Source organism: Brevibacillus sp. AG162 (assembly GCF_006715575.1).
Lineage (GTDB): Bacteria > Bacillota > Bacilli > Brevibacillales > Brevibacillaceae > Brevibacillus > Brevibacillus brevis.
This window is the reverse complement of sequence record NZ_VFNO01000002.1, coordinates 778,768-799,610: the sequence shown is the minus strand read 5'-3', so window position 1 is coordinate 799,610 and position 20,843 is coordinate 778,768. Positions and strand designations below refer to the sequence as shown.

General features: G+C 49.3%; 19 protein-coding genes. 16 read left to right on the top strand and 3 right to left on the bottom strand.

Features of this window, described 5'->3' with window-relative positions; genetic code table 11:
- The first annotated feature begins 129 nt into the window (after window positions 1-129).
- The 3 genes from FB479_RS08610 to FB479_RS08595 all read left to right on the top strand — a co-directional run bounded on the left by FB479_RS08610 (window position 130) and on the right by FB479_RS08595 (window position 2,813).
- Window positions 130-324 (top strand): DUF2642 domain-containing protein, encoded by a 195-nt coding sequence (locus tag FB479_RS08610; RefSeq protein ID WP_106655619.1) that lies wholly within the window; start codon window positions 130-132, stop codon window positions 322-324.
- Window positions 325-457: 133 nt separating this feature from the next.
- The gene (locus FB479_RS08605; RefSeq protein WP_142064196.1) at window positions 458-1,153 is read left to right on the top strand and encodes a metal-dependent hydrolase; all 696 of its coding nucleotides are present in this window, start codon (window positions 458-460) and stop codon (window positions 1,151-1,153) included.
- A 1,201-nt stretch (window positions 1,154-2,354) separates the two neighbouring features.
- Window positions 2,355-2,813 (top strand): TspO/MBR family protein, encoded by a 459-nt coding sequence (locus tag FB479_RS08595; RefSeq protein WP_142064193.1) that lies wholly within the window; start codon window positions 2,355-2,357, stop codon window positions 2,811-2,813.
- 12 nt (window positions 2,814-2,825) lie between these two features.
- On the opposite strand, the gene FB479_RS08590 is transcribed toward FB479_RS08595, so the two are convergent.
- A complete protein-coding gene (locus FB479_RS08590) occupies window positions 2,826-4,118 on the bottom strand; it encodes an amidohydrolase (protein WP_142064190.1) in 1,293 nt (430 codons plus the stop codon).
- 219 nt (window positions 4,119-4,337) lie between these two features.
- Between FB479_RS08590 and FB479_RS08585 the strand changes: the two genes are divergently transcribed.
- The 9 genes from FB479_RS08585 to FB479_RS08545 all read left to right on the top strand — a co-directional run bounded on the left by FB479_RS08585 (window position 4,338) and on the right by FB479_RS08545 (window position 13,527).
- Complete coding sequence (locus FB479_RS08585) at window positions 4,338-5,195, top strand: MurR/RpiR family transcriptional regulator (protein ID WP_483297510.1); 858 nt, start codon at window positions 4,338-4,340, stop codon at window positions 5,193-5,195.
- Window positions 5,196-5,212: 17 nt separating this feature from the next.
- Window positions 5,213-6,250, top strand: a complete 1,038-nt coding sequence (locus tag FB479_RS08580; protein WP_142064184.1) for a serine hydrolase domain-containing protein — start codon at window positions 5,213-5,215, stop codon at window positions 6,248-6,250.
- Window positions 6,251-6,276: 26 nt separating this feature from the next.
- On the top strand, window positions 6,277-7,560 hold the full coding sequence (locus tag FB479_RS08575) for an ABC transporter substrate-binding protein (protein ID WP_142064182.1): 1,284 nt from the start codon (window positions 6,277-6,279) through the stop codon (window positions 7,558-7,560).
- 138 nt (window positions 7,561-7,698) lie between these two features.
- Window positions 7,699-8,592: a carbohydrate ABC transporter permease gene (locus FB479_RS08570; RefSeq protein WP_142064179.1), complete on the top strand. Its 894-nt coding sequence runs from the start codon at window positions 7,699-7,701 to the stop codon at window positions 8,590-8,592.
- Window positions 8,593-8,626: 34 nt separating this feature from the next.
- Window positions 8,627-9,451: a carbohydrate ABC transporter permease gene (locus FB479_RS08565; protein ID WP_106654043.1), complete on the top strand. Its 825-nt coding sequence runs from the start codon at window positions 8,627-8,629 to the stop codon at window positions 9,449-9,451.
- A complete protein-coding gene (locus FB479_RS08560; protein WP_142064176.1) occupies window positions 9,438-10,418 on the top strand; it encodes an N-acetylglucosamine kinase in 981 nt (326 codons plus the stop codon). Before FB479_RS08565 ends, FB479_RS08560 begins: the two co-directional genes overlap by 14 nt.
- Before the next feature lie 127 nt (window positions 10,419-10,545).
- A complete protein-coding gene (locus FB479_RS08555) occupies window positions 10,546-11,958 on the top strand; it encodes an ATP-binding protein (RefSeq protein WP_106654045.1) in 1,413 nt (470 codons plus the stop codon).
- Between the two features lie 12 nt (window positions 11,959-11,970).
- On the top strand, window positions 11,971-12,285 hold the full coding sequence (locus tag FB479_RS08550) for a DUF3870 domain-containing protein (RefSeq protein WP_007725309.1): 315 nt from the start codon (window positions 11,971-11,973) through the stop codon (window positions 12,283-12,285).
- Between the two features lie 27 nt (window positions 12,286-12,312).
- Complete coding sequence (locus tag FB479_RS08545; RefSeq protein ID WP_142064173.1) at window positions 12,313-13,527, top strand: sensor domain-containing diguanylate cyclase; 1,215 nt, start codon at window positions 12,313-12,315, stop codon at window positions 13,525-13,527.
- On the opposite strand, the gene nhaC is transcribed toward FB479_RS08545, so the two are convergent.
- Complete coding sequence (nhaC, locus tag FB479_RS08540) at window positions 13,524-14,876, bottom strand: Na+/H+ antiporter NhaC (RefSeq protein WP_142064171.1); 1,353 nt, start codon at window positions 14,874-14,876, stop codon at window positions 13,524-13,526. The genes FB479_RS08545 and nhaC overlap by 4 nt on opposite strands.
- 412 nt (window positions 14,877-15,288) lie before the next feature.
- Here nhaC and FB479_RS08535 point away from each other — a divergent pair, with 412 nt between their 5' ends.
- From FB479_RS08535 to FB479_RS08525, 3 genes are read left to right on the top strand one after another with little or no spacing between them, the layout of a single operon-like run.
- The gene (locus tag FB479_RS08535) at window positions 15,289-16,212 is read left to right on the top strand and encodes an NAD(P)/FAD-dependent oxidoreductase (protein ID WP_106654049.1); all 924 of its coding nucleotides are present in this window, start codon (window positions 15,289-15,291) and stop codon (window positions 16,210-16,212) included.
- A gap of 21 nt (window positions 16,213-16,233) precedes the next feature.
- Window positions 16,234-16,482 carry a glutaredoxin family protein gene (locus FB479_RS08530; protein WP_106654050.1) on the top strand — a complete coding sequence of 83 codons (249 nt, stop codon included), beginning with the start codon at window positions 16,234-16,236 and terminating at the stop codon, window positions 16,480-16,482.
- Window positions 16,483-16,527: 45 nt separating this feature from the next.
- A complete protein-coding gene (locus FB479_RS08525; RefSeq protein ID WP_106654079.1) occupies window positions 16,528-17,082 on the top strand; it encodes a peroxiredoxin in 555 nt (184 codons plus the stop codon).
- 109 nt (window positions 17,083-17,191) lie between these two features.
- Here FB479_RS08525 and FB479_RS08520 read toward each other — a convergent pair whose 3' ends face one another.
- Window positions 17,192-18,106 carry an NAD(P)/FAD-dependent oxidoreductase gene (locus tag FB479_RS08520; protein WP_142064168.1) on the bottom strand — a complete coding sequence of 305 codons (915 nt, stop codon included), beginning with the start codon at window positions 18,104-18,106 and terminating at the stop codon, window positions 17,192-17,194.
- A 505-nt stretch (window positions 18,107-18,611) separates the two neighbouring features.
- Between FB479_RS08520 and FB479_RS08515 the strand changes: the two genes are divergently transcribed.
- Window positions 18,612-20,834 (top strand): hypothetical protein, encoded by a 2,223-nt coding sequence (locus tag FB479_RS08515; protein WP_142064165.1) that lies wholly within the window; start codon window positions 18,612-18,614, stop codon window positions 20,832-20,834.
- Window positions 20,835-20,843: the final 9 nt, after the last annotated feature.

Below are 20,843 nucleotides of genomic sequence, written 5' to 3'. Positions count from 1 at the left end.
GACAAAGTTGGAGAGAAAGTATGAGGACAAATGACGGACGGGTACAAGTACATTTTCTCTTGAACTCCGCATGTGCTCAGTAGGGCTGTGCCAAATGTACATAGGATGCATGAGAAGGAGGGATTAACCATGGCATTCAGAGACCAGGTAAAAAAGTTCGAAGGTAGAAATGTTAAGGTTGAAACCGTAGATGGCACTTTTTTCGGCAGATTGGTAGAGGTAAAATCGTCCACCATTACTCTTCGAGAGAACAATGGTAACAACCGCACCATTATTCGGAATTCGAAGATTGTTGCCGTTACCGAACATGACGGTGATTGCTGAGTTCTAACTGTATAAAATTAGGATTTATTTCTCAGGCTGTCGAGTGATCGACGGCCTTTCCTATTCTTTGCACCCTGCGGCATGGTAACATAAAAGGGACTGAAAAAACGCTGCGAATAGAGGGGGTACCACTATGTTGGATATTCGGTTTCACGGACATTCTTCTGTGCAGGTAACAAGTGAAGGGCATTCGATCATGATTGATCCATTTATTTCTGGAAGCCCAGTGGCAGCAACCAAGCTGGAAGACATCTCTGTTCAGTACATCCTTCTGACACACGGACACCAAGATCATATTCTGGATGCGGTAGAGTTGGCCAAGAAAAACGATGCGACAATCGTTGCAACCCATGAGCTTGCTACCTACTTGAGCTGGCAGGGAGTCAAGACCATCTCGATGAATCTGGGAGGCTCTGTCAAACTTCCATTTGGAAAAGTGAAAATGACACAGGCGTTCCACAGCTCTGGTGTCGTACTGGATGATGAGCAACAAATCGTGTACATGGGAATGCCAGGGGGCTTTGTGATCGAGCTGGGTGGAAAAACGATCTATCACGCTGGGGATACAGGACTGTTTGGTGATATGAAGCTGATCGGAGAGCGTCATAACATCGATTTGGCGTTTCTGCCGATTGGAGATGTGTTCACAATGGGACCTGAGGATGCACTCGTGGCTGCCGAATGGGTACAAGCCGATTTTGTTGTGCCTATTCATTACGATACATTCCCGCCGATCAAACAGGATGGGGAAGCATTCGTAGCCGAGCTGGCTGAGAAAGACATCAGAGGCAAGGCATTGATGCCAGGGGAGACATTGCGTTTGCCATAACTCGATCTAAGATACATAGAACCGCTAATCTACGGAGGATGGGATTAGCGGTTTTTTTTATGGCGATTTTATGTAAGTGGCTGCGGTGGGGAGAAGAATATTTCCAGTCTAGGCTCCAGGCTCCGTCCTGCTGGGGGCTAAGACTGCCCGCTCCGAAGGGATTTGCGGGGAAACGCAAAAGTGGTAGCCGCTTCGTAGCACGGGCACGTTGCGTTTCTTTTGCCCGCAAATCCCTTCTCCGCTCGGTAGGACTCCACAAGTCGCTACGTCTGGAAATATTCTTCTCTGTCGTAACTGATTGCATTCCTCAATCTTTTAAGGCTTTTAAAACCTGTTGAACGCTGAAGGCTCGTAGAGGAAACAGGAGAAATAAGCGAAGATCTTAGGGACACCGACCGAGGCGCAATGAAAAAAAGAGAAACAAGCTTTTAGCGTCCACCTCTGAGACACATCCTGAATGGACGACTTTGGACGCGGGTTTCGCTTTTTTTCATGGAGCCGGGCAGTCAATCCCACAGCGGGTGGCCCTAGAAGCTGAGCGTTTTCTCCTGTTTCCTCCCCAGCACTACAGCAACAACTGTAAGGTTTTTAGTAAGTGGCTGCGGTGGGGAGAAGAATATTTCCAGTCTAGGCTTCAGGCTCCGTCCTGCTGGGGGTTGAGACTGCCCGCTCCGAAGGGATTTGCGGGGAAACGCAAAAGTGGTAGCCGCTTCGACGTAGGGGCACGTTGCGTTTCTTTTGCCCGCAAATCCCTTCTCCGCTCGGTAGGACTCCACAAGTCGCTACGTCTGGAAATATTCTTCTCTGTCGTAACTTCTTACATTCTTCAATCTTTTAAGGCGTTAAAAGATCGGTAAACACGGAAAGCTCGTAGAGGAAACAGGAGAAAACAGCGAAGATCTTTGGTACACCGACCGAGACGGAATGCAAAAAGCGAAACACGTCCTTAAGCGTCCACCTCTGAAATACATCCTGAAAGGACCACTTTGGACGCGGTTTCGCTTTTTGCATGGAGGCGGGCAGTGAATCCCCCAGCGGGTGGGACAAGAAGCTGAGCGTTTTCTCCTGTTTCCTCCCCGGCACTACAGCAACGTACCAAAAAGTTTTTTATACCAAAAAAGAAATCTCTGAAACTAGCATGAAAAGAGAAGGACCACTCATAGATATAGAAGAGAAAGAAGAGGAAAGGGTGACTGCCTGGATGAGATTGGTGCACAATAGTCTTCTATTTCTTGCGGGAGGGGTCCTCTATTCACTGGGTGGTCTTGCTTTTCCAGACGGTGGAGCCTGGTATGATTCCCTTGCCAAGCCCGATGGAACACCGCCAATCTACTTGTTTCGCATCATCTGGCTCATTTTATACGGACTCATAGCATGGTCGTTACTGATTTTGATTCGAACGAGGCAGATAGACCGCGAACTTTTGCTCCTATATGGAATCAATTGGTTTTTTCATCAACTTTTTTTCGTGTTGTTTATCGGGTATCAACTGCTCGTGTTGGCTGCGCTGGATACCATTTTGGTGATGTATTCGACTTGGGTGTTGATTCGTGCCATTCGTCCCCACCACAAAATCGCATCCTCGCTGCTCATTCCCTATTTCATGTGGAGCGTGTTTGCCATGTGTCTCGCGGTTGGCTTCTGCCTGCTCAACCTGTGAGCACAAAAGCAATTACAGACCTTCTACGAGTCGGCTGGCTCGCGCTGTCGCTTCTCTCTTTATTTCCTCCCAATGGAGGGTTTGGAATTGGCGCTGATGCATCAAAATTTCTCCGTTCACAATGGTTGTATCCACATCGGCTCCTGTCACGCTATAGGCAAGCAGGGCAGGGATGTTATGCACAGGCTGTAGATGAGGTTTATCCAGATCGATCAGGATGAGGTCAGCTCTCTTCCCGGCTTCCAAGGTTCCGACCTCGTGATCGATCGCAAGCAGCTTTGCACTTTCGATGGTTGCCATGCGCAATGCCGCTTCGGCAGGCAGTACCGTCGGATCACCGTGCTTGAGCTTTTGCATCCAAGTCGCGGCTTTGATCTCGGCAAACATATCGAGAGTCGTAGCACTGCCAGCACCATCTGTTCCCATCCCGACGGTGACCCCAGCCTCGATCAGCTCTCTGACAGGGGCGATGCCGCAGCCGAGCTTCAAATTGCTGACAGGATTATGTGCGACACCGCCTCTCATCCCGCGAAGAAGTGCAACATCGGATTCATTCAAATGAACAGCATGCGCGAGCAAGACATGCGTATCGTGGAACATGCCCAGTTCATGCAAATACTCCGTGGGAGTCTGATTGTACTTGGCCCGGATTTTCTCTCCTTCCTCAATCGTTTCAGCCAGATGGATGTGGAGCGGGATTTGGCGCTTGCGGGCAAGCTCGATGACTCCTTGCAAAGGCTTTGGCGGGCACGTATAAGGAGCGTGTGGACCGAGCATCGTCGTGATTCTGCCATCGCCAGCCCCCGTCCAGTTGTCGATAAGGTCTAAGGCTTCGGCCATTCGTCGTCCTCCGTCATCCTCGAGAAAGACCATGCCGCGTGTCAAGGAAGCGCGTATACCGGAATCAAGTACCGATTGGGCAACAGCATCCATATGCACGTACATATCGGCAAAAGCGGTCGTGCCAGAGGCGATCATTTCCGCAATCCCGAGTGTCGTTCCCCAGTAGACATCTTCCCTTGTCATTCGGGCTTCAGCCGGGAGCATCTTTTTGTCCAACCAATCCATCAGCTTGAGGTCATCGGAAAAAGCACGCAGCAAGGACATGCTGGCATGGTTGTGCACGTTGATGAGACCGGGCATCGCTACCCTATTTTTAGCCAGTATGACACGGTCTGCTTCCTCTACAAGGGATGATCCGATTTTGGCGATTCGACCATCCACGATGCAAAGATCCCCGAGAAATGGCTTCTCTCCCTCAACCATCGTCACTATCATGCAGTCTTTAATCAGTAACGTTTTCATGGGAAAATCCTCCTTTTTATTCCTGGTAGCGATGCAAGCGTAAAGCTTGACGCCGCGAGAAAGTCAAGGGGGGAATTTTTAGAAAAAGAGAGAACAAATTCAGGAGAGTTGTACTGAGCTTCGTGATATTGAAATATTGTTTATTAGATAACAATTGACGAGAGAAATAATGCTACATAAAATGTAGATAAGATTTGGGGGAAGAAAGCGATGTCACATATGTTAAATGGAGGGCTTGTCAGCCTGCAAGCAATCTTGGATCAATTGAAGCCTTCGGAGCGAAAAGTCGCTGATTATATCCTGGCTCACCCGGAAGATGTCGTGAAGCTTTCTGTCCAAAAACTGGCGGAATATAGTGGGGTTTCCGAGGCGACGATTATCCGTTTGGCTCGCTCTCTTAATATGAAGGGATACCAGGAGCTAAAGCTGCGTGTCGCAGGAGATTTGACCAAACAGACGGCGATAGGCAGCTATCAGGAGATTATGATGGAGGGTTCAGTTGAATCGATTATGCAAGCGGTCAGCTGGAATAATATTCAATCCATCCAGGATACGCTCTCTGTCTTGTCCAACGAAGAAGTAAAGAAAGCAGTCGACGTGCTGTCGGTAGCCAGAAAGATCGATGTATACGGCGTCGGAGCATCGGCGGTCATTGCCGACGATATCCGGCAAAAATTTTCGCGGATTAACCTGTGGTGTGAGGCTTATTCGGATTTTCACGCACAATTGACGTCGGCCGTCACGTTGACGGAAAAAGACGTGGTCATCGGCATATCTTATTCAGGACAGACCGAAGACATTATTCAATCGTTGACGGAGGCCAAGCAGCAAGGAGCGACCATTATTACCCTGACCAAATTCGGTCCCTCGCCAGTAGCCGAACTAGCCAACATCCGGCTGTTCACCAGCTCGGTAGAAAAAAGCATTCGCAGCGGAGCCATGGCTTCACGCATTGCCCAATTAAACGTCATCGATATTTTGTTTATTACTATGATCAGCAGGATGCAAGAGCAAGTCATTCCCCTGTTGGAAAAATCAAGGCTTGCTGTCAGTCGGACGAAACGCTCATCGACGTAGGAGAAGGGAGGGAAGACATGGACGATCTGGAGCTGCTATTGCAAGGATGGGTGGACAACGGTTTGTTGCCGGGAGCTGCCTTGCGAATCGTGCGTGATCGTCGTATCTGGTATGCGTGTGATGTCGGAACGACGAGTATCGCCAAAGACCAGCGGGTGACGCCGGATACCATGTTTGACCTGGCGTCGCTCACCAAAGTAACGGCGACGCTGCCTGCTATCCTCTTGCTTGTGCAGGAGGGAGTGGTAGCGCTAGATGATCAGATTGGACGATTTTTCCCCGATTGTCCCGCTGATAAGAAGCGGATCACACTCGCGCAGCTGCTTACGCATACATCAGGAATGCCGGCAGATTTGGCAGAGAGAAGACGCGATAGCGAGATCGATTTGCCAGAGTTGTTGTATGCGCAAGAATTGATTCACAAACCAGGGGCCCGTGCAGTTTACAGTGATTTGGGCATGATCTGGTTGGGCCTTGTTATCGAGCAAGCAACAGGAGAGCGCTTGGATCAGTTTGTTACCCGGCGCATCTTCACCCCATTGGGCATGACACATACCGTTTACTGTCCGGATCGGTTTATTTATCGGAATATTGCGTCTACTGAATATTGCAGCCTCACCAACGCCTACATCACAGGCGAGGTTCATGACGAGAAAGCTTTTGCGATGGGAGGGGTTGCCGGACATGCTGGACTCTTCTCAACGGCTGACGATCTGTGCCGATACGCGATGAGCTGGTTGTACCAAGATCCTCGATTACTTGCGTGCGAATGGTACGAACTGGCGATTCGCAATCATGCGGAGCAAGCAGGTGGGTGTAGAGGGTATGGCTGGGAGCTCAATCAAGCATCCACCACGCTGAGCTGTGGAAGCGGCTTGCATCGTAAGAGCTTCGGGCATACGGGCTTTACTGGTACCAGTATGTGGATCGACCCGGAGCAACAGTTTGCTGTCATCTTTCTTACCAACGTCGTACATCTAGGCCGCAATCATCAGCTTCGGAAATTACGGCCGATTTTGCATGATGCTGTTACGGCCCAGCTTTTGCAGACCTAAGGGAAGAAAAAGGGGGAGGGTTTCGCATGAAGCAATTTCGTTTTCGTTTTGTAGCTTCTATCGTGTTGGCTGCGGTTATGGTGGTGACAGGATGTAGCGGTGGAGGAAACGAAACAGAGTCTGGCGGCGGGCAGGGTGGAGGACAGCAGGTAACACTCTCGATGCATAGCTGGCGTGTAGAAGACACGGAGGGCTACAAAGCAATCATCAAAGCTTTTGAGGCAGACAATCCGAATATCAAGATCGACTTCAAGCCATTCAAAGCAACGGAGTACAATACCATCCTGAACACGGCGCTCCAAAGCGACAGTGGTCCAGATATTTTGCAGCTGCGTCCCTACGCTCCGGGGATTGCCCTGGCTGAAGCTGGACATCTGGAGCCTCTCGACAATGTGCCAGGCATATCTACCATACCAAAAGACGTCCTCGCAGCGGCCACAGGTAAAGATGGTAAAGTCTACGGTGTCCCACTATCCCTGAACTCCACGCAATTTTACTACAACAGGAAAATCTTCGAGCAAAATGGCCTCCAGGCACCGAAAAGCTGGGATGAGCTGATCGCGACAGCCAAAACATTGAAAGAGAAAGGAATCGTCCCGATCTCTTTTGGAGCAAAGGAAGGCTGGCTCCTCTCTCTCAGTCATGGTGTGATTGCTCCAGCTAGCTACAGCGGAACGGACTATCTCGACAAGCTGCTAAAAGGAGAAAGTGACCTGAAAAGCGCCGAGTTCCTCGAATCCGTGCAGCGTATGCAAGAGCTTATCCCTTATTTCCCGGAAAATTATGTGGGTCTCGAATTGAATGATATGCGGACGTTGTTCGCCACGGAAAAAGCAGCGATGTTCATCAATGGCAGCTTTGAATTGGAAGGCATCAAAAAGCTCAACCCCGATTTGCCACTTGATTTCTTCCCGATGCCAACCGATGACGGAAAACAAGTCCTGACAACCTGGGTCGATGGCTCGTATGCCGTCAATGCCAAGTCCAAGCACAAAGAAGAGGCATTGAAGTTCATGGAATTCATGGCGACGAAAAAGTTTGGGGAGCTATTCGCGAATCAGTTCAAACGAATCAGCGCGGTGCCAGGTGTATCGACTGACGATCCATTGGTAAACAAGATGGCAGAGCTGTCCCAATCAAGCGCCACACCCTATTTGATGGTGGTCAACTTCGCGGAAGGAAAACCGACGACGAAGCAAACATTGGAAAACGCCCTCCAAGGCATGTATTTAGGCAAGCTCACCCCTGCGCAGGTCGTAGAAGAAGTACAAAAGTCTGCGTCTACCTGGTTTCCTCCCTTTAAAAAGTAGAAAATAGCAGACGGAAAGGGGGAGTGGACCTGAGTTGGGTTCACTCCCGGCTTCTGAACAGGCCGCGATGATTTTCGTAAAAAAGGGGTGGGTATCATCGAGACGGTAAACCGGAAAAGCATTCGAACAAAGGGGCAAGTGCGCTGGATGATACACTTGTTTCCGCTGCCCGCGCTTGTTATTTATATGTTGTTTGTCGTGTACCCGATCTTTTCGGCATTCTTATACAGCTTGTACGACTGGAATGGCATCAAGCGCGGGGTTTTTGTTGGACTGCAAAATTTCATTACGCTGTTTACGGTAGAGCCTTTCAACGAAATGTTCTGGAATGCTTTTCGGCATAACGTCTTCTACTTTGTGGTCGAAATGCTCGTGCAAAATGGGATCGCTTTCGGACTGGCTTTTCTCATCTATCGCAAAATACGAGGTTCCGGGTTCCTCAAGATCGCTTATTTCATGCCAAGGCTGCTGTCAGTTATTGTGATTGGGTTTTTGTGGAAATTAATTTTAAATCCGAATTACGGTGCACTCAATACCATTTTGGCAAAAATTGGTCTAGAAGAGTGGGCCAGACCGTGGCTTGGGGACCCGGATACAGCGCTTCTCGCGATTATTTTGATTAACTGCTGGTTTGGCATAGGCTTTGCCATGCTGATCTTTTTGGCGGGACTACAGTCGATCCCGGAGGATTTGATCGAGGCGGCGAGATTGGATGGGGCAACAGGCTTGCGGATGCTGTGGAAGATTATTTTGCCGCTGTGCATGCCAGCAATCACGATTATGACGATATTTACGTTCATTCAGGCGTTTGAAGCGTTCGAGCTCGTCTACGCCATGCAAGGCTCGATGGGTGAGCCGTTTTATTCGACGGATACGCTGGCGGTTTACTTTTATCGCATGGCGTTTAGCAGCGGAGCTGGGGATGTCACCCTTGGACTCGGTTCGGCGTTGGCTGTCGTGTTGTTTTTCATCGTCGGGTCTGTGTCGGCGCTGTCACTCTATTTGATGAGGAAGCGAGAAGTCCAACACTAATTTGCGTGTTCCTGCGTGGAAAGGAGAATGCGCTGTGAAGATGACTGTGGGTGGGAGAGCTGTATCTTATGTGCTGGCGTATTTATTCGCGTTAGTCGCACTATATCCGATCGTACTGATGATCGCTTCTTCGCTAAAGACGAACATGGAGATTTTTGCAAGTCCGCTCTCCCTTCCCAAGACATTTAGCCTGGATACGTATAAAAAGCTGTGGGAAGCCGTGCCTTTTGCTGACTTTTTATGGAACAGTGTATTTGTCAGTGCCATGTCTGTCTTGTGCATTACGGTTTTTTCAGCGATGGCGGCCTTTTACTTGTCGCGCTTTTCCTTTAAATGGACAGGGGGGCTATACTTCTTTTTCATTATTGGCCTGATGATTCCGATCAAGCTGGGGATCGTTCCCTTGTTTTTGCTGATGAAGAATCTCGGGCTCTTGAATTCATTGTGGTCGCTGATTTTGATTTATACGGCGAGTGGCATTCCGATCTCTGTTTTTATTTTGACGGGCTTCTTTCGGACGTTGCCAATCGAGCTGGAGGAAGCGGCGCGGATCGATGGGTGCAGCCATTTTCAGGTGTTTTGGCGCGTGCTCTTGCCGCTGATTCGTCCGGCCTTGGCTACGGTGGTCATTATTAATTTCATTCATGCGTGGAACGACTTTTTCTTCCCGTTGATTTTCATTCAAGAGGAAGCGCTCAAGACGATTCCGGTAGGCATGATGGTGCTGTTTGGAGAATATGAAACGGATTGGAGCCTGCTGTTTGCTGGGCTCACGTTGTCTGCCTTACCGATGATCGTCGTGTTTTTGATGGCATCGAGGCAGTTTATGGAGGGGTTGACGGCAGGTGCAGTCAAGTAATGGGGAAAAGTGGTTTATCGGGATCGATGGGGGCGGAAGCAAAACCAGAGCAGCCATATGCAATGAGGTAGGACAGGTACGGGCAATTGTGGTGGGGGAATCATCAAACCCGCTTTCCAGGAGCTGGGGGGATGTGGAAGCTACTCTACGCCAACTCATTGATGCTGTGAGGATAAAGGCAGGTGCCAAAAAAGAGGAAGTAGCCAGTCTGTTTATCGGACTTGGCGGTGCAGATCGTCCGCAGATCAAGGAAAGAATTCAGCATGCCTTTGCCGATGAGTGGGGAGAACGACTATTGATTGATAATGATGTCATCGCAGCCCTTTACGCGGGGACGTGGGGGCAGCCAGGCGTCGTTCTCCTTGCCGGTACGGGCTCGATTGCCTGTGCCTTTTCAAAAGAGGGGGCGAGGCACCGTGTAGGTGGATGGGGGTATCTGGTAGGAGATGAGGGCAGCGGGTTTGATTTGGGCAAAAAAGCGGCAATCTCCGTCATGCGCGAATACGATGGGCGCGGTGAATCGACAGTACTGACGAGACTGTTTATGGACCACTATGGCGTAGAGCGTCCTGATGAGCTGATCAGCCTAATCTACGGGGGAAGCAATCCGAGAAAGGAGCTGGCAAAAACGAGTCAGCTCGTGGAACAAGCCGCAACACTAGGCGATCCGGTGGCGAATGCATTGATCAAGCAAGCAGTGGAGGATTTGCTGGAATTGGCCGATGCTTGCTTAAAAAAGGTCCAGGAGCCCGTACCGGTCGTTTTGGCGGGAGGATTGTTAACTGCCAGTACAATCCTTCGGGAACAGCTGGTTGCGAGAGCTTCGTTTCAAACGGTCATTCCCATCGTAACACCTGTTGTCGGAGCGCTGGTTGCAGCTGTCACACAGCTGGGCTTGGCTGTTGACGAAAAAATGGCAGAGCAACTGCGTGTCAGTGCAGAGGTACTGGAAAAATCGCATATTTAAATTTTCCGGGGGATGGAAACAACAGAGCGAATAGGGTAAAATTGGGTGAGAATAGGATTTGAGAACGTTGCAGGCTATTTCCGTAATTTGGAGTAGCCGTTTTCTCGTCCCAGGAGGGAGGGGCACGATGAAAAATTTATTGGATAGTGGATGGAGAAGTGGTCATCTCTATCGTTCCTTTTTTGATCAAATGATTCAGGCCACTTTTCTGCTCGATCAATTTGGTAGAGTTTTTAAAGGCAATCCTGCCTGTCAAGTGTTGAACGGCTACTCCGTAGAAGAATGGGAAGGGTCTTCATTTTGGAAGCTGGCTGTTTCGGAAGAACAGGAAATGGTACGCCTTCAAACACAATTTGCGATGAATGGCGATTCGAGACCTTTTTTCACCGCTTTTCGTCACAAGGATGGCACAACTATTCCCGTGCATATTACATATGGAACCTTTTGGGAGGAAGGCACGTCTATTGGGTATTATGCGATGGTACAGAAGCTTCCAGCCTCATTAGGGGACAGCTATGGTTCCAAACAGTGCAGAGTATTGGATATTTCCGGTGAAGGTGCGTTCATCTTCCGTGCTGGGGAGCTTCAATACGTCAATCAAGCAGGGATACAACTGGTGGGGGCTTCTGGCTTGGACGAGCTGTTATGGTATCCATTTCAGTCGTTTTTCCATCCCCGTGATGTAGCGAAGATCAAGGGCCTCATCCGCACTTTGGAAGAAGGGGAAACAGCTGCGCCAATTGAGGTCGAGCTGATCCGTTTGGATGGCAGTCGGACAGAGGTAGAAGTGTGTGGAACATCCGTGCCGATTCAGGACAAGCTCTCCATGTACATATTGATCCGAGATATTACGGAACGCAAACGGGCGCAAGAATTTTTGCAAAACTCGGAAAAACTCGCGCTGGTCGGGCAATTGGCCGCAGGGATCGCGCATGAGATACGCAATCCGCTTACCTCGTTAAAAGGCTTTGTGCAATTAATGCAAAAGGATGGCATGAGAAAGCCGGAGTATTTTTCGATTATGAGCTCGGAATTGGCGCGAATCGAGATGATTGTCACGGAGCTGTTGGTCTTGGCGAAGCCGCATACCACTGTGTTTGAAGCCCGCGATCTGTCCAACCTGATCACGCATGTGGTTACGCTCTTGGAGACGGAGGCGATTTTGAAAAAGGTCATGATTCAGGTCGTTTTCGAATCGGAAGTCCCCTTGATCCATTGCGATGAGAATCAGTTGAAGCAAGCCTTCATTAACTTTTTGAAAAATGGGATCGAAGCGACCGCAGGGAATGGAGAAATTGTGATTCGACTGCGGTGTGAAGATGACCGAGTCGTTATTCGGTTTGAAGACAATGGAGTGGGGATCCCGGCCCATCAGATGGCGAGATTGGGAGAGGCTTTTTTCACGACGAAAGAAACGGGGACGGGCCTGGGATTGATGGTGAGCCGCAAAATCATTGAAAACCATCGGGGGACTCTGCGGTTGATAAGCACCCCGGGTAACGGAACGGCAGTCGAGGTATGCTTGCCGATCAGCAGCTAGGAGGACGACTGGATGAACAAAAATACGGTACTGACAGCAGGCTTCGCCCAAATCCCCAAGGGAACTACCTTGTACGAGGTTTCTACCATGGTAGGCTGTGTACTCATTATTGATGTAGACGCCGAAGTGATTTGCGACGCCAGCTTTACCTTTGTCATGGACAAGACGAGTGAGTTTTTGGTGAGCTTGCTTGTAGGCAAGACGGTTGCAGATGGCATGCAGGAGATCACAAAGGCGATCCAAGAACGTTTTTTAGCACCTGGTCAGGGAGCTGTCTTGCAAGCCATCCGTGCAGCTATTGAGCGATATCATGAAAAAAAAGCGTAAAGCTACCCAATAGCCGGAGGGTTGAATATGCATGAGAAGCACGACGTTAGAGAAGCGTATGCAAGACAGTTGTTGGAGCGTTATAGCCAATGGCTCGGCAACATAGAAGAAGTCGAGCTTGGCGAGGTTGAAGCGGTATCTCGTGAGGTAGACAGTATGCTGTCGGAACAGGACAGTGCCTTGCATGCAGAACTGCTGAAGCAGATTGTGGAGCTGCGAAATAAGGTAACCGAAATGATGTGGATCTCCGAGCACATGAAGATTTTGCACGACCTCAGCCACATTTTTGCCAAAACGTTTGAGGAAAGCAAAATTTTGTGGAAAGCATTCGAGCTGGTCTCGCGCGTGATGCGTGCTGATGCTTTCTTTATTGCCTTTTATGATGAAGGAGACAGTGAGATCAGAATTCCGATCAGCATCGATAATGGGGTCAATTACGGTCCGCTCACCATTCCTTATGGGCAAGCGATGGTGTCCAAAGTGATTGATACACGGGAAACCATCCACATCAAGACGATGAAGAACGAGCCAAGCGAGCCAGAAATGATCCGCTGGGGAAGCCCGGAAATTGATACGAATACATGCATTTTCGTTCCACTCATGCTGGGGAATCAGATCAAAGGCGTTATTTCTGCCCAGTCTTATCGCGAGTTCGCCTATAAAAAAGAGCACGAGGAACTACTGAAAATCATAGGTTTTCAGGTAGCAAGTGCTATCGAAACGGCGCGTTTGTATGAGCGAATGTACCAGATGTCGTTTCAGGATGAGCTGACAGGGATTGCGAACTATCGTGCTTTCCATCGTGATTTGGAAAAGCTGCTGAGCGAAGAAGATGCGTCTGTCTCTTTGATCATGCTGGATTCAGACAGCTTAAAAGCGGTGAACGACCATTATGGTCATCATGCAGGGGACGCACTGATTAAGCAAATTGCCGAAGCGATGAAAGAAGTGGCGGGACCAGAGGATACTGCGTATCGTTATGCGGGAGACGAGTTCATGCTGCTTTGCCCCGGATCATCCATGGAGATGGCGGAGGAAAAAGCGCATGCCATTCGGGAATATTTGCGGTTGCGCCCCTTATCACAGGACGATTGCTGTATTTTGATTGCGGTCAGTGTTGGCATTGCGCGCTACCCTCAAGACGCAAACACAGCAGATGGCTTGAAGCGGGCAGCAGATGAGGCACTGTACCGCTCCAAGCGCAAAGGAAAAAACTGTACGACCGTATATGCAGCCGGCTAAGCTTTCTGCCGACGCATGGCGAATAGAAATGTCAAAATTGGCGAGACCCACAGGTAGATGACATAAGGCAAGTATTCCACTGTAGATACATGCAAGGTAGCGGTAAAGAATGCACCACTTACCCCCCATGGAATGAGTGGGTTGACGAGTGTCCCGCAGTCTTCGAGAGTACGAGACAGTCGTCTGCCCGCCATTCCCCGAGCTGCAAATGCTTCACGAAACATCTGCCCAGGGAGCAGGATGGACAAGTATTGTTCTCCTGTCAGCAGATTCACGAGAATAGAAGAAGATCCGGCAAGTCCGACCATCTCAGCGTCTCGTTTGATTCGATTGATGAATCCGGAAAAGAGTGCATGAAACACACCGCTGTATTGCAGGATGCCCCCTAATGACAAGGCAATCAAAATCAAGGCGAGGGACCAGGTCATCGACAACAGTCCACCGCGGTCCACGATTGAGGCAACGGCTTCATTGGCGATATTGCTGACGAAGCCTTTTTGCATGACAGTCATCCATTCAACCGGAGAGGTAACTCCTTCCGATAGAGCAGCTGTGACAATCCCGCTCAAAATCCCGAATACCAATGTAGGCAAAATCGGTTTTCGCAGCGCTGAGCATAACAGGACGACGAATGCTGGCAGCAGCGATAAAAGGCCAAACGAGAAGTTTTGTTCCAAAGCAAGCTGGATTTCTTGAATGGCGTCTAGATTCACACTGGCGCTTTGTCCTTGAATTCCGAAGAAAATCGCGGTAATGACAAGGGCAGGAACGGCAGTGCGTGACATGAACTTGACGTGCTCCGACAAGGAAACGCCTGCAATAGCAGCTGCAAAGTTGGTCGTGTCGGAGAGCGGCGACATTTTATCCCCGAAGCAAGCTCCACAAATAATGGCTCCGGCTGTAATCAACGGGTCAAGTCCGAGTGCAGTCGAGACCCCCATCATAGCGACCCCTACCGTACTAATCGTGGTAAAGGAGCTTCCTGTAACAGTCGAGACGATCACCGTCAGAAACAGGGCGGAGAGTGTGAAGTACTCCGGTGAGATGATCGAAATGCCGAGGTGCAGAATCATCGGAACGGTTCCACTCATCATCCACACCCCGATCAAAATTCCGATTAAGGAAAGAATCAGCATGGGAGCGATCGCGGTTTGAATTCCTTTGATCAAGCCCTCCTCCATTTGCTTCCACGGAACGCCGAACAGGAAGAGAAGAGTGGCAGCTCCTATGGTTGCGAGGAAGAGCGGCATATGCGGCTCAACTTTGCCCCAGAAAAGGGCAGGAAACAAGATTCCGAATACGGTGACAAGCACCCAAATACTTTGAGAAAAAGATAATGGCTTGTTCATAATGGCAACTCCTTGTGAAATCAGCTGAAGCAATGAGAAGGTACTTTTTACTTTCGTACTTTTGTGCTTTCTTGCTTTTTTGCTTTTGTGCGTTCAAGTGTTAGTGGTACTTTATCCTGATTTACTTGTTTCGTCAACGAAATGGAGCGAATTCGAAATTGTAAAATAATACAGATTAGCGGGATCTCTTCCATATCTAGGAAGAAGGCGGAGGATGAAGTTATGAATAGGTAAGTATAAAGAAAAGCTTGGGTAGAGTAATTGGTAATTTTAATAGGATGAGGTTCGCCCGTGAAGGAGGCGGACTTTTTTTTTATACCTTGATTGAAAGGCCTTATTTAAAATGATTATAAAAAGATATTGACTTTCAAATTGTATCAAGTTTTGATAGCGAGGAAAGGGGGAGCCGTTCATGTATGATGTCATCATCATCGGCGGAGGACCAGCTGGTGCATCCGCTGCCATTTATACAGCTCGTGGAAATCTAAAGACGCTCGTCATTGATAAGGCACCCGGAACCGGGGCGCTTGCCCTGACACATAAAATCGCCAACTACCCAGGGGTGGAAGGCGAGATGACTGGGAAAGAACTGTTGGATAAAATGCGCAGACAAGCGGAGGGCTTCGGTGCGGAATTCATCCAGACTACGATTTCTGCGGTCGATGTAGAGGATGAGGAAAAAAGCATCTTCACAGCGCATGGTACTTTCGAAGCGAAGGCCGTGATCGTAGCGACTGGTTCCAAAGGACGCAACCGTATGCTTCCAGGAGAAGAGGAATTACTTGGACGAGGCGTGAGCACTTGCGCGACATGCGACGGAGCTTTTTATGAAGGCAAGCACGTGGCAGTCATCGGTGATACGGAGGAAGCATTGGAAGAAGCGCATGCACTGACCAAATTTACGGACAAAATCACCTTCTTGGTGCCGCGCGCTGACCTTCAAGGGGTAGAAGAACTGCCTGAGCTGCCGAACACCGAAATGCGTTTCCGTACACGCCCGCTGGAAATCGTGGGAGAGAAGTCGGTCGAAGGGTTGCGCATTCGCACGGCAGAGGGAACAGAAGAAATGCTGTCCGTAGACGGGGTTTTTGTCTTCCTGTCTGGCAGCAAGCCAGGTACCGACTTCCTGGACGGACAAGTTCCTCTCGATGAGGAAGGATTTATGATTCTGGATGAGTTCATGCAGTCTTCTGTTCCAGGCGTATTTGGAGCGGGTGAGGTGCGCAAAACACCTGTAAAGCAAGCAGTAGTCGCCGCGGCAGACGGTGCCATTGCAGCGATGGCTGTAGACAAATACATCAACAAGCGTTCTAAAGTCGTTCCACAATACAAATAGAAGAAAAGGAGAGAATCAAACATGGCACAAGCAATCGTATACTCCAGCACTAATTGCAACTTCTGCAAGCAATTAAAGACGTATTTGACAGAACAAAACATTTCTTTCGAAGAGCGTAACATCGATGAAAAAGATGAGTACGGCCAGGAGCTGAGTCGTTTAGGTGTGATGTCTGTTCCTTTGACAGTCATTGGTGAGAAGCAAATTTTGGGCTTCAACCCGACACGTATCAAAAAAGCACTGGCAGCATTGGAAGAGGCTGCGAAGTAAATTTCATCAGATCCCATATAAAAGGAGAGATTTATCATGACAACAATGACAACACAGCAAACTGTTCAGCTTCAAGTAGGAAAACCGGCACCTGACTTTAATATGCTCACGACCAAAAACATCGAGACACTGGAAGAACGTGTGTCGCTGGCTGACTACAAAGGAAAATGGCTGATTTTGTTCTTCTGGCCGTTTGACTTCACATTCGTTTGCCCGACAGAGGTAACTTCGTTTAGTGACAACATGGAAGAGTTCGAAGATTTGGATTGCGAAGTGCTGGGCGTATCCACAGATAGCGTACATACGCACCGGGCATGGATCAAAACACCGCGCGATGAAAATGGCATCGGTGAAGTAAACTTCCCGCTCGCGAGCGACTTCAAAAAAGAGACGGCACGAGCTTATGGTGTCCTGGACGAAGAGACCGGTGCAGCTCACCGTGGCTTGTTCATCATCGATCCAGACGGCATTCTGCGCTACCAAGTGGTAACTGACATGAACGTAGGTCGCAGCGTGGCAGAGACGACTCGTATTTTGCAAGCCCTGCAAGCTGGCGGTCTGTGCCCAGCGAACTGGAAGCCAGGACAGAAGACGCTGTAATCAAAAAAAGATCCATTGTTTCTATAATATAGAAGAGGGACAGTCCCACCCGTCTTTTGCAGACGGAGGGATTGTCCTTTTTTTATGGAAGGGACATGTAGGGATAGAGCTAACTCTGACGATTCCATGCCTCTAAAAGCAGTTCGTTGTTGATACTCATGCCAGCTACAGAGCCAAGAGCCGCGGCAGTAATCACTTGGTATTGTGTAGTTGCTGCATCGCCTGCACTATAGACACCCGGTACGCTCGTTTTCCCAAAATTGTCGACGATGACCATTCCTGTTTCCGTCACCTGGCAGCCTAATGCTCGCGGCAAGTCAGATCCAGCCACGAGTTTTGGAGCAAAAAAGATTCCCGTGCACGAAATGCTGTTGCCATCTGCAAGATCAACGCGCTGTACTATCCCATCGACAGACACAATTCGCTCGATTGGGGAGTCAAAGACAGGAACGCGATGCTGCAACACTTCCAATCTTTGTTCTTCCGTGAATTCATCTGGTCCATTGGTGCAGATGGTGTAATGATTGGTCCAACCAGACAGCATTTTTGCCAAGTGCAATGCTTTCTCTCCGTTGGCGATCAAGACAAGTGGCTGGTCGCGTAATTCCCATCCATCGCAATAAGGGCAGACAAAGGCACTCTTTCCATACACTTCTGCTAATCCGTTAACAGGCAAAGGGAGATCCTTCATTCCCACTGCGAACAGCAGCTTTTTGCTTTGATAAGTCGTTCCCTTTGCAGTCGTAATGAGAAAACTTCCATCGTGTCCTGTGATCGTTACAGCTGTATCCTCCACAAAGTGAACGGAGGGGTAGGCGCTGATTTGCTCCCTTGCTATGTGACGAAAATCGCTCGGAGTGATGCCGTCTCTCGTAAGAAAGCCATGCGACTCACGTGTAACGCGATTGCGTGGACGGCCTTCATCGATCACGACCACGCTTTTTCTTGCCCTGCCCAGCGCGAGAGCGGCACTCATCCCTGCTGGTCCGCCGCCAATAATTCCTACATCGATAAGTTGATTCATGCTCGTATACCACCTTTATAGATTCTTTATATCTGCAATTAAAAAGCAATAAGCTCATTCTCTCTAGTTTCCTGCAAGAAGACTGGGGTTCAGAGCAACACCCTGTACAATAAATGTAACCATTAAGGACCCTTGATATCTATTATAAACAAACCTTCCAAAGAATCAAGACGAAATACACTTTATATTCTTTTTGTAAATAATCCCTTATATCGGCAAAATCCAGCGACTTCCAAATAGTAGCAACCTACCATTTTCACAAGCGAAAAGGAAAAAAAAGGAAGAGAAAATATGCCTAATTGAGAGGAAGTGTGGGCCAGAAGACCGTCCCGGTTGCAGGACTTCCTTCCAAAAAACGTAGGACGTTGGAGGTGAATCCGTCCCAACATTACATTTTCATGACAAATCTGAAAAAGACACAATAGTGAATTTTGTCTATGGGAACGATTTGCTCCCTATGTTTACAATGACTGTGACGTGGCAACATATCGGAGGTTGACGAGAAATGGAGCCAACAAAGAAGAGAAGATGGCGCTGGATGAGCCTAACCATGCTGATCGTGGTAGGGGCAAGTGCCTTCTGGTGGTTTTGGGCAGCAGATCGTGTCGAAAGCATGGAGACGACTACAGGTGCTCAATTAAAATTTCGCGCAAATGGCGAGCTGTTCGAAGTCTATCAGAATCAGAAATGGCAGCCCTTTTTTGCGAAAGGCGTCAATTTGGGGGCATCGTTACCGGGTCATTATCCGGGTGAGCTTCCCATAACAAGAGAGGATTATATGCGCTGGTTCGCAATGATCGACGAGATGGGAGCGAACGTCATTCGTGTGTATACCATCCATTCTCCTGTCTTTTATGAAGCATTGGTCGACTACAATCGGCGAAAAGAAGGGGACCCTCTCTATTTGATGCAGGGCATTTGGAGTCCAGAAGAGCTGTTGATTGAAAAGAAAGACGCCTATCTGCCAGAGATTCGCGAAGAGTTTCGACAGGAAATCAAGGACGCAGTCGGCGCTGTCTACGGAGACATCACTCTGCCGGAAAAACCGGGAAAGGCAAGTGGTACATACCGTGCCAATGCAGGTAAATACTTGATCGGCTGGCACACAGGGACCGAGTGGGACCCCGTGATGGTGCAAAACACCAACCGCCTGCATCAAAAAGTTGCTCCCTATCAAGGGAAGTACTTCCACGCCACACCAAATGCAACCGCTTTTGAGACATGGCTTGCTGAAATGGTGGATACGGTGGCAATGGAAGAGAGCAAGTACGGTTGGCAGCATCCGATGACCTTCACCAATTGGGTGACTACAGATCCCTTATCGCATCCGGGAGAACCGATCCATCACGAAGATTTGGTCAGTGTCGATCCTACCCATATAGAGCCAACGCAGTGGGAGGCGGGCTACTTCGCTTCCTATCACGTGTACCCGTATTATCCGGATTTCTTCCGCTACGACACTACCCTGCAACAAGTGAAGAACGATGCAGGGCAAATCGATACGTACAAAGCGTATTTGCGACAACTGAAGCAGTATCACAAAAACATGCCGATCATGGTGACGGAATTCGGGGTCCCGGCATCGGTAGGAGTCGCCCATCTAGGCAATTTAGGGCGCAATCAGGGTGGTCATTCAGAAAAGCAGCAGGGAGAGGTCGATGTCGAGCTTTTGCAAGAAATTCATCAGGAAGGGTATGCGGGAGCAATCGTATTCGTCTGGCAGGACGAGTGGTTCAAAAAAACGTGGAACACGATGCGCTTTGAGCTGCCCGAAGATCGGCGCTCCCTGTGGATCAACGTTTTGACCAACGAGTCTCTGTTTGGAGTCCTCGGCATGTATCCGAACAAGGAAGGAGTGCTGACCATCGATGGGAATCGCACAGATTGGGATCAGCTCGTGCCGGAAGAGAAGCAACGCCTCGATGTTCAAGTTCCAGGCGTTGACGAAATCTGGATGACACATGATGAAGGGTACGTCTACTTCCTTGCTCAATTGAAGGAAGAGTTTGACCCGGCAAAACAACAGCTCTATGTGGGTGTCGATACGCTTCCAGGCGGGAACAAGCATGCGGCACAGCTTCCCGGCCTGACGCTGGATGAGGGGCTAGAGACGCTGATCGCGTTGGGAAAAGCAGACGAGAGCCAGATTCAAATCGCTGCCAATTACGACTTTCATGCACGCTTATACGGAAAACGCTACCGCATGCTTGCGGTCAAGGAAGAGGAGAAAAAAGACAATTCCGGAATCTTCAAGCCGTGGAAGCTGGCCGTTAGCCTGGAGATGGAGCCGCCAGACAGCAAGAAGTACTATCCGCTGGAGGAGGTCGAGGTCGGCAAACTGATCCGGGGAACGACAGATGCCCAAGACCCGCAGTACGACTCACGAACCGCCTGGCAAGCGAAGGGCAAAGTGGTTGAGCTGAGAGTACCGTGGATGCTGCTTGGATTTACAGACCCGAGCTCCTTAACCGTCATGAGCTATGAAGATGACGGCAAAAGCTTCATGACGAAGACGACGAAAGGCATTCGCATCCTGCCGCTCCTGGTAGATAAAGCGACCAAACAAATCGTCGGGCAAAAGACGCATGCAGTGACAAAGCTCCCGATGTATACATGGCAAGGCTGGGAGCAGGTCGGCTATCACGAACGCAAAAAACAAAGCTATTCCATACTAAAAAAAGCATTCCATGAGATTGAGGCTCCGGTGAAGATCGGGACTCAGCCTTGATTGGATAGG

Excerpts from the sequence above, each read along its gene's own strand:
- FB479_RS08610 (WP_106655619.1), top strand. The coding sequence starts at position 130 with ATGGCATTCAGAGACCAGGTAAAAAAGTTCGAAGGTAGAAATGTTAAG.
- FB479_RS08605 (WP_142064196.1), top strand. The coding sequence starts at position 458 with ATGTTGGATATTCGGTTTCACGGACATTCTTCTGTGCAGGTAACAAGT.
- FB479_RS08595 (WP_142064193.1), top strand. The coding sequence starts at position 2,355 with ATGAGATTGGTGCACAATAGTCTTCTATTTCTTGCGGGAGGGGTCCTC.
- FB479_RS08590 (WP_142064190.1), bottom strand. The coding sequence starts at position 4,118 with ATGAAAACGTTACTGATTAAAGACTGCATGATAGTGACGATGGTTGAG.
- FB479_RS08585 (WP_483297510.1), top strand. The coding sequence starts at position 4,338 with ATGTTAAATGGAGGGCTTGTCAGCCTGCAAGCAATCTTGGATCAATTG.
- FB479_RS08580 (WP_142064184.1), top strand. The coding sequence starts at position 5,213 with ATGGACGATCTGGAGCTGCTATTGCAAGGATGGGTGGACAACGGTTTG.
- FB479_RS08575 (WP_142064182.1), top strand. The coding sequence starts at position 6,277 with ATGAAGCAATTTCGTTTTCGTTTTGTAGCTTCTATCGTGTTGGCTGCG.
- FB479_RS08555 (WP_106654045.1), top strand. The coding sequence starts at position 10,546 with ATGAAAAATTTATTGGATAGTGGATGGAGAAGTGGTCATCTCTATCGT.
- FB479_RS08550 (WP_007725309.1), top strand. The coding sequence starts at position 11,971 with ATGAACAAAAATACGGTACTGACAGCAGGCTTCGCCCAAATCCCCAAG.
- FB479_RS08545 (WP_142064173.1), top strand. The coding sequence starts at position 12,313 with ATGCATGAGAAGCACGACGTTAGAGAAGCGTATGCAAGACAGTTGTTG.
- nhaC (WP_142064171.1), bottom strand. The coding sequence starts at position 14,876 with ATGAACAAGCCATTATCTTTTTCTCAAAGTATTTGGGTGCTTGTCACC.
- FB479_RS08535 (WP_106654049.1), top strand. The coding sequence starts at position 15,289 with ATGTATGATGTCATCATCATCGGCGGAGGACCAGCTGGTGCATCCGCT.
- FB479_RS08530 (WP_106654050.1), top strand. The coding sequence starts at position 16,234 with ATGGCACAAGCAATCGTATACTCCAGCACTAATTGCAACTTCTGCAAG.
- FB479_RS08525 (WP_106654079.1), top strand. The coding sequence starts at position 16,528 with ATGACAACACAGCAAACTGTTCAGCTTCAAGTAGGAAAACCGGCACCT.
- FB479_RS08520 (WP_142064168.1), bottom strand. The coding sequence starts at position 18,106 with ATGAATCAACTTATCGATGTAGGAATTATTGGCGGCGGACCAGCAGGG.
- FB479_RS08515 (WP_142064165.1), top strand. The coding sequence starts at position 18,612 with ATGGAGCCAACAAAGAAGAGAAGATGGCGCTGGATGAGCCTAACCATG.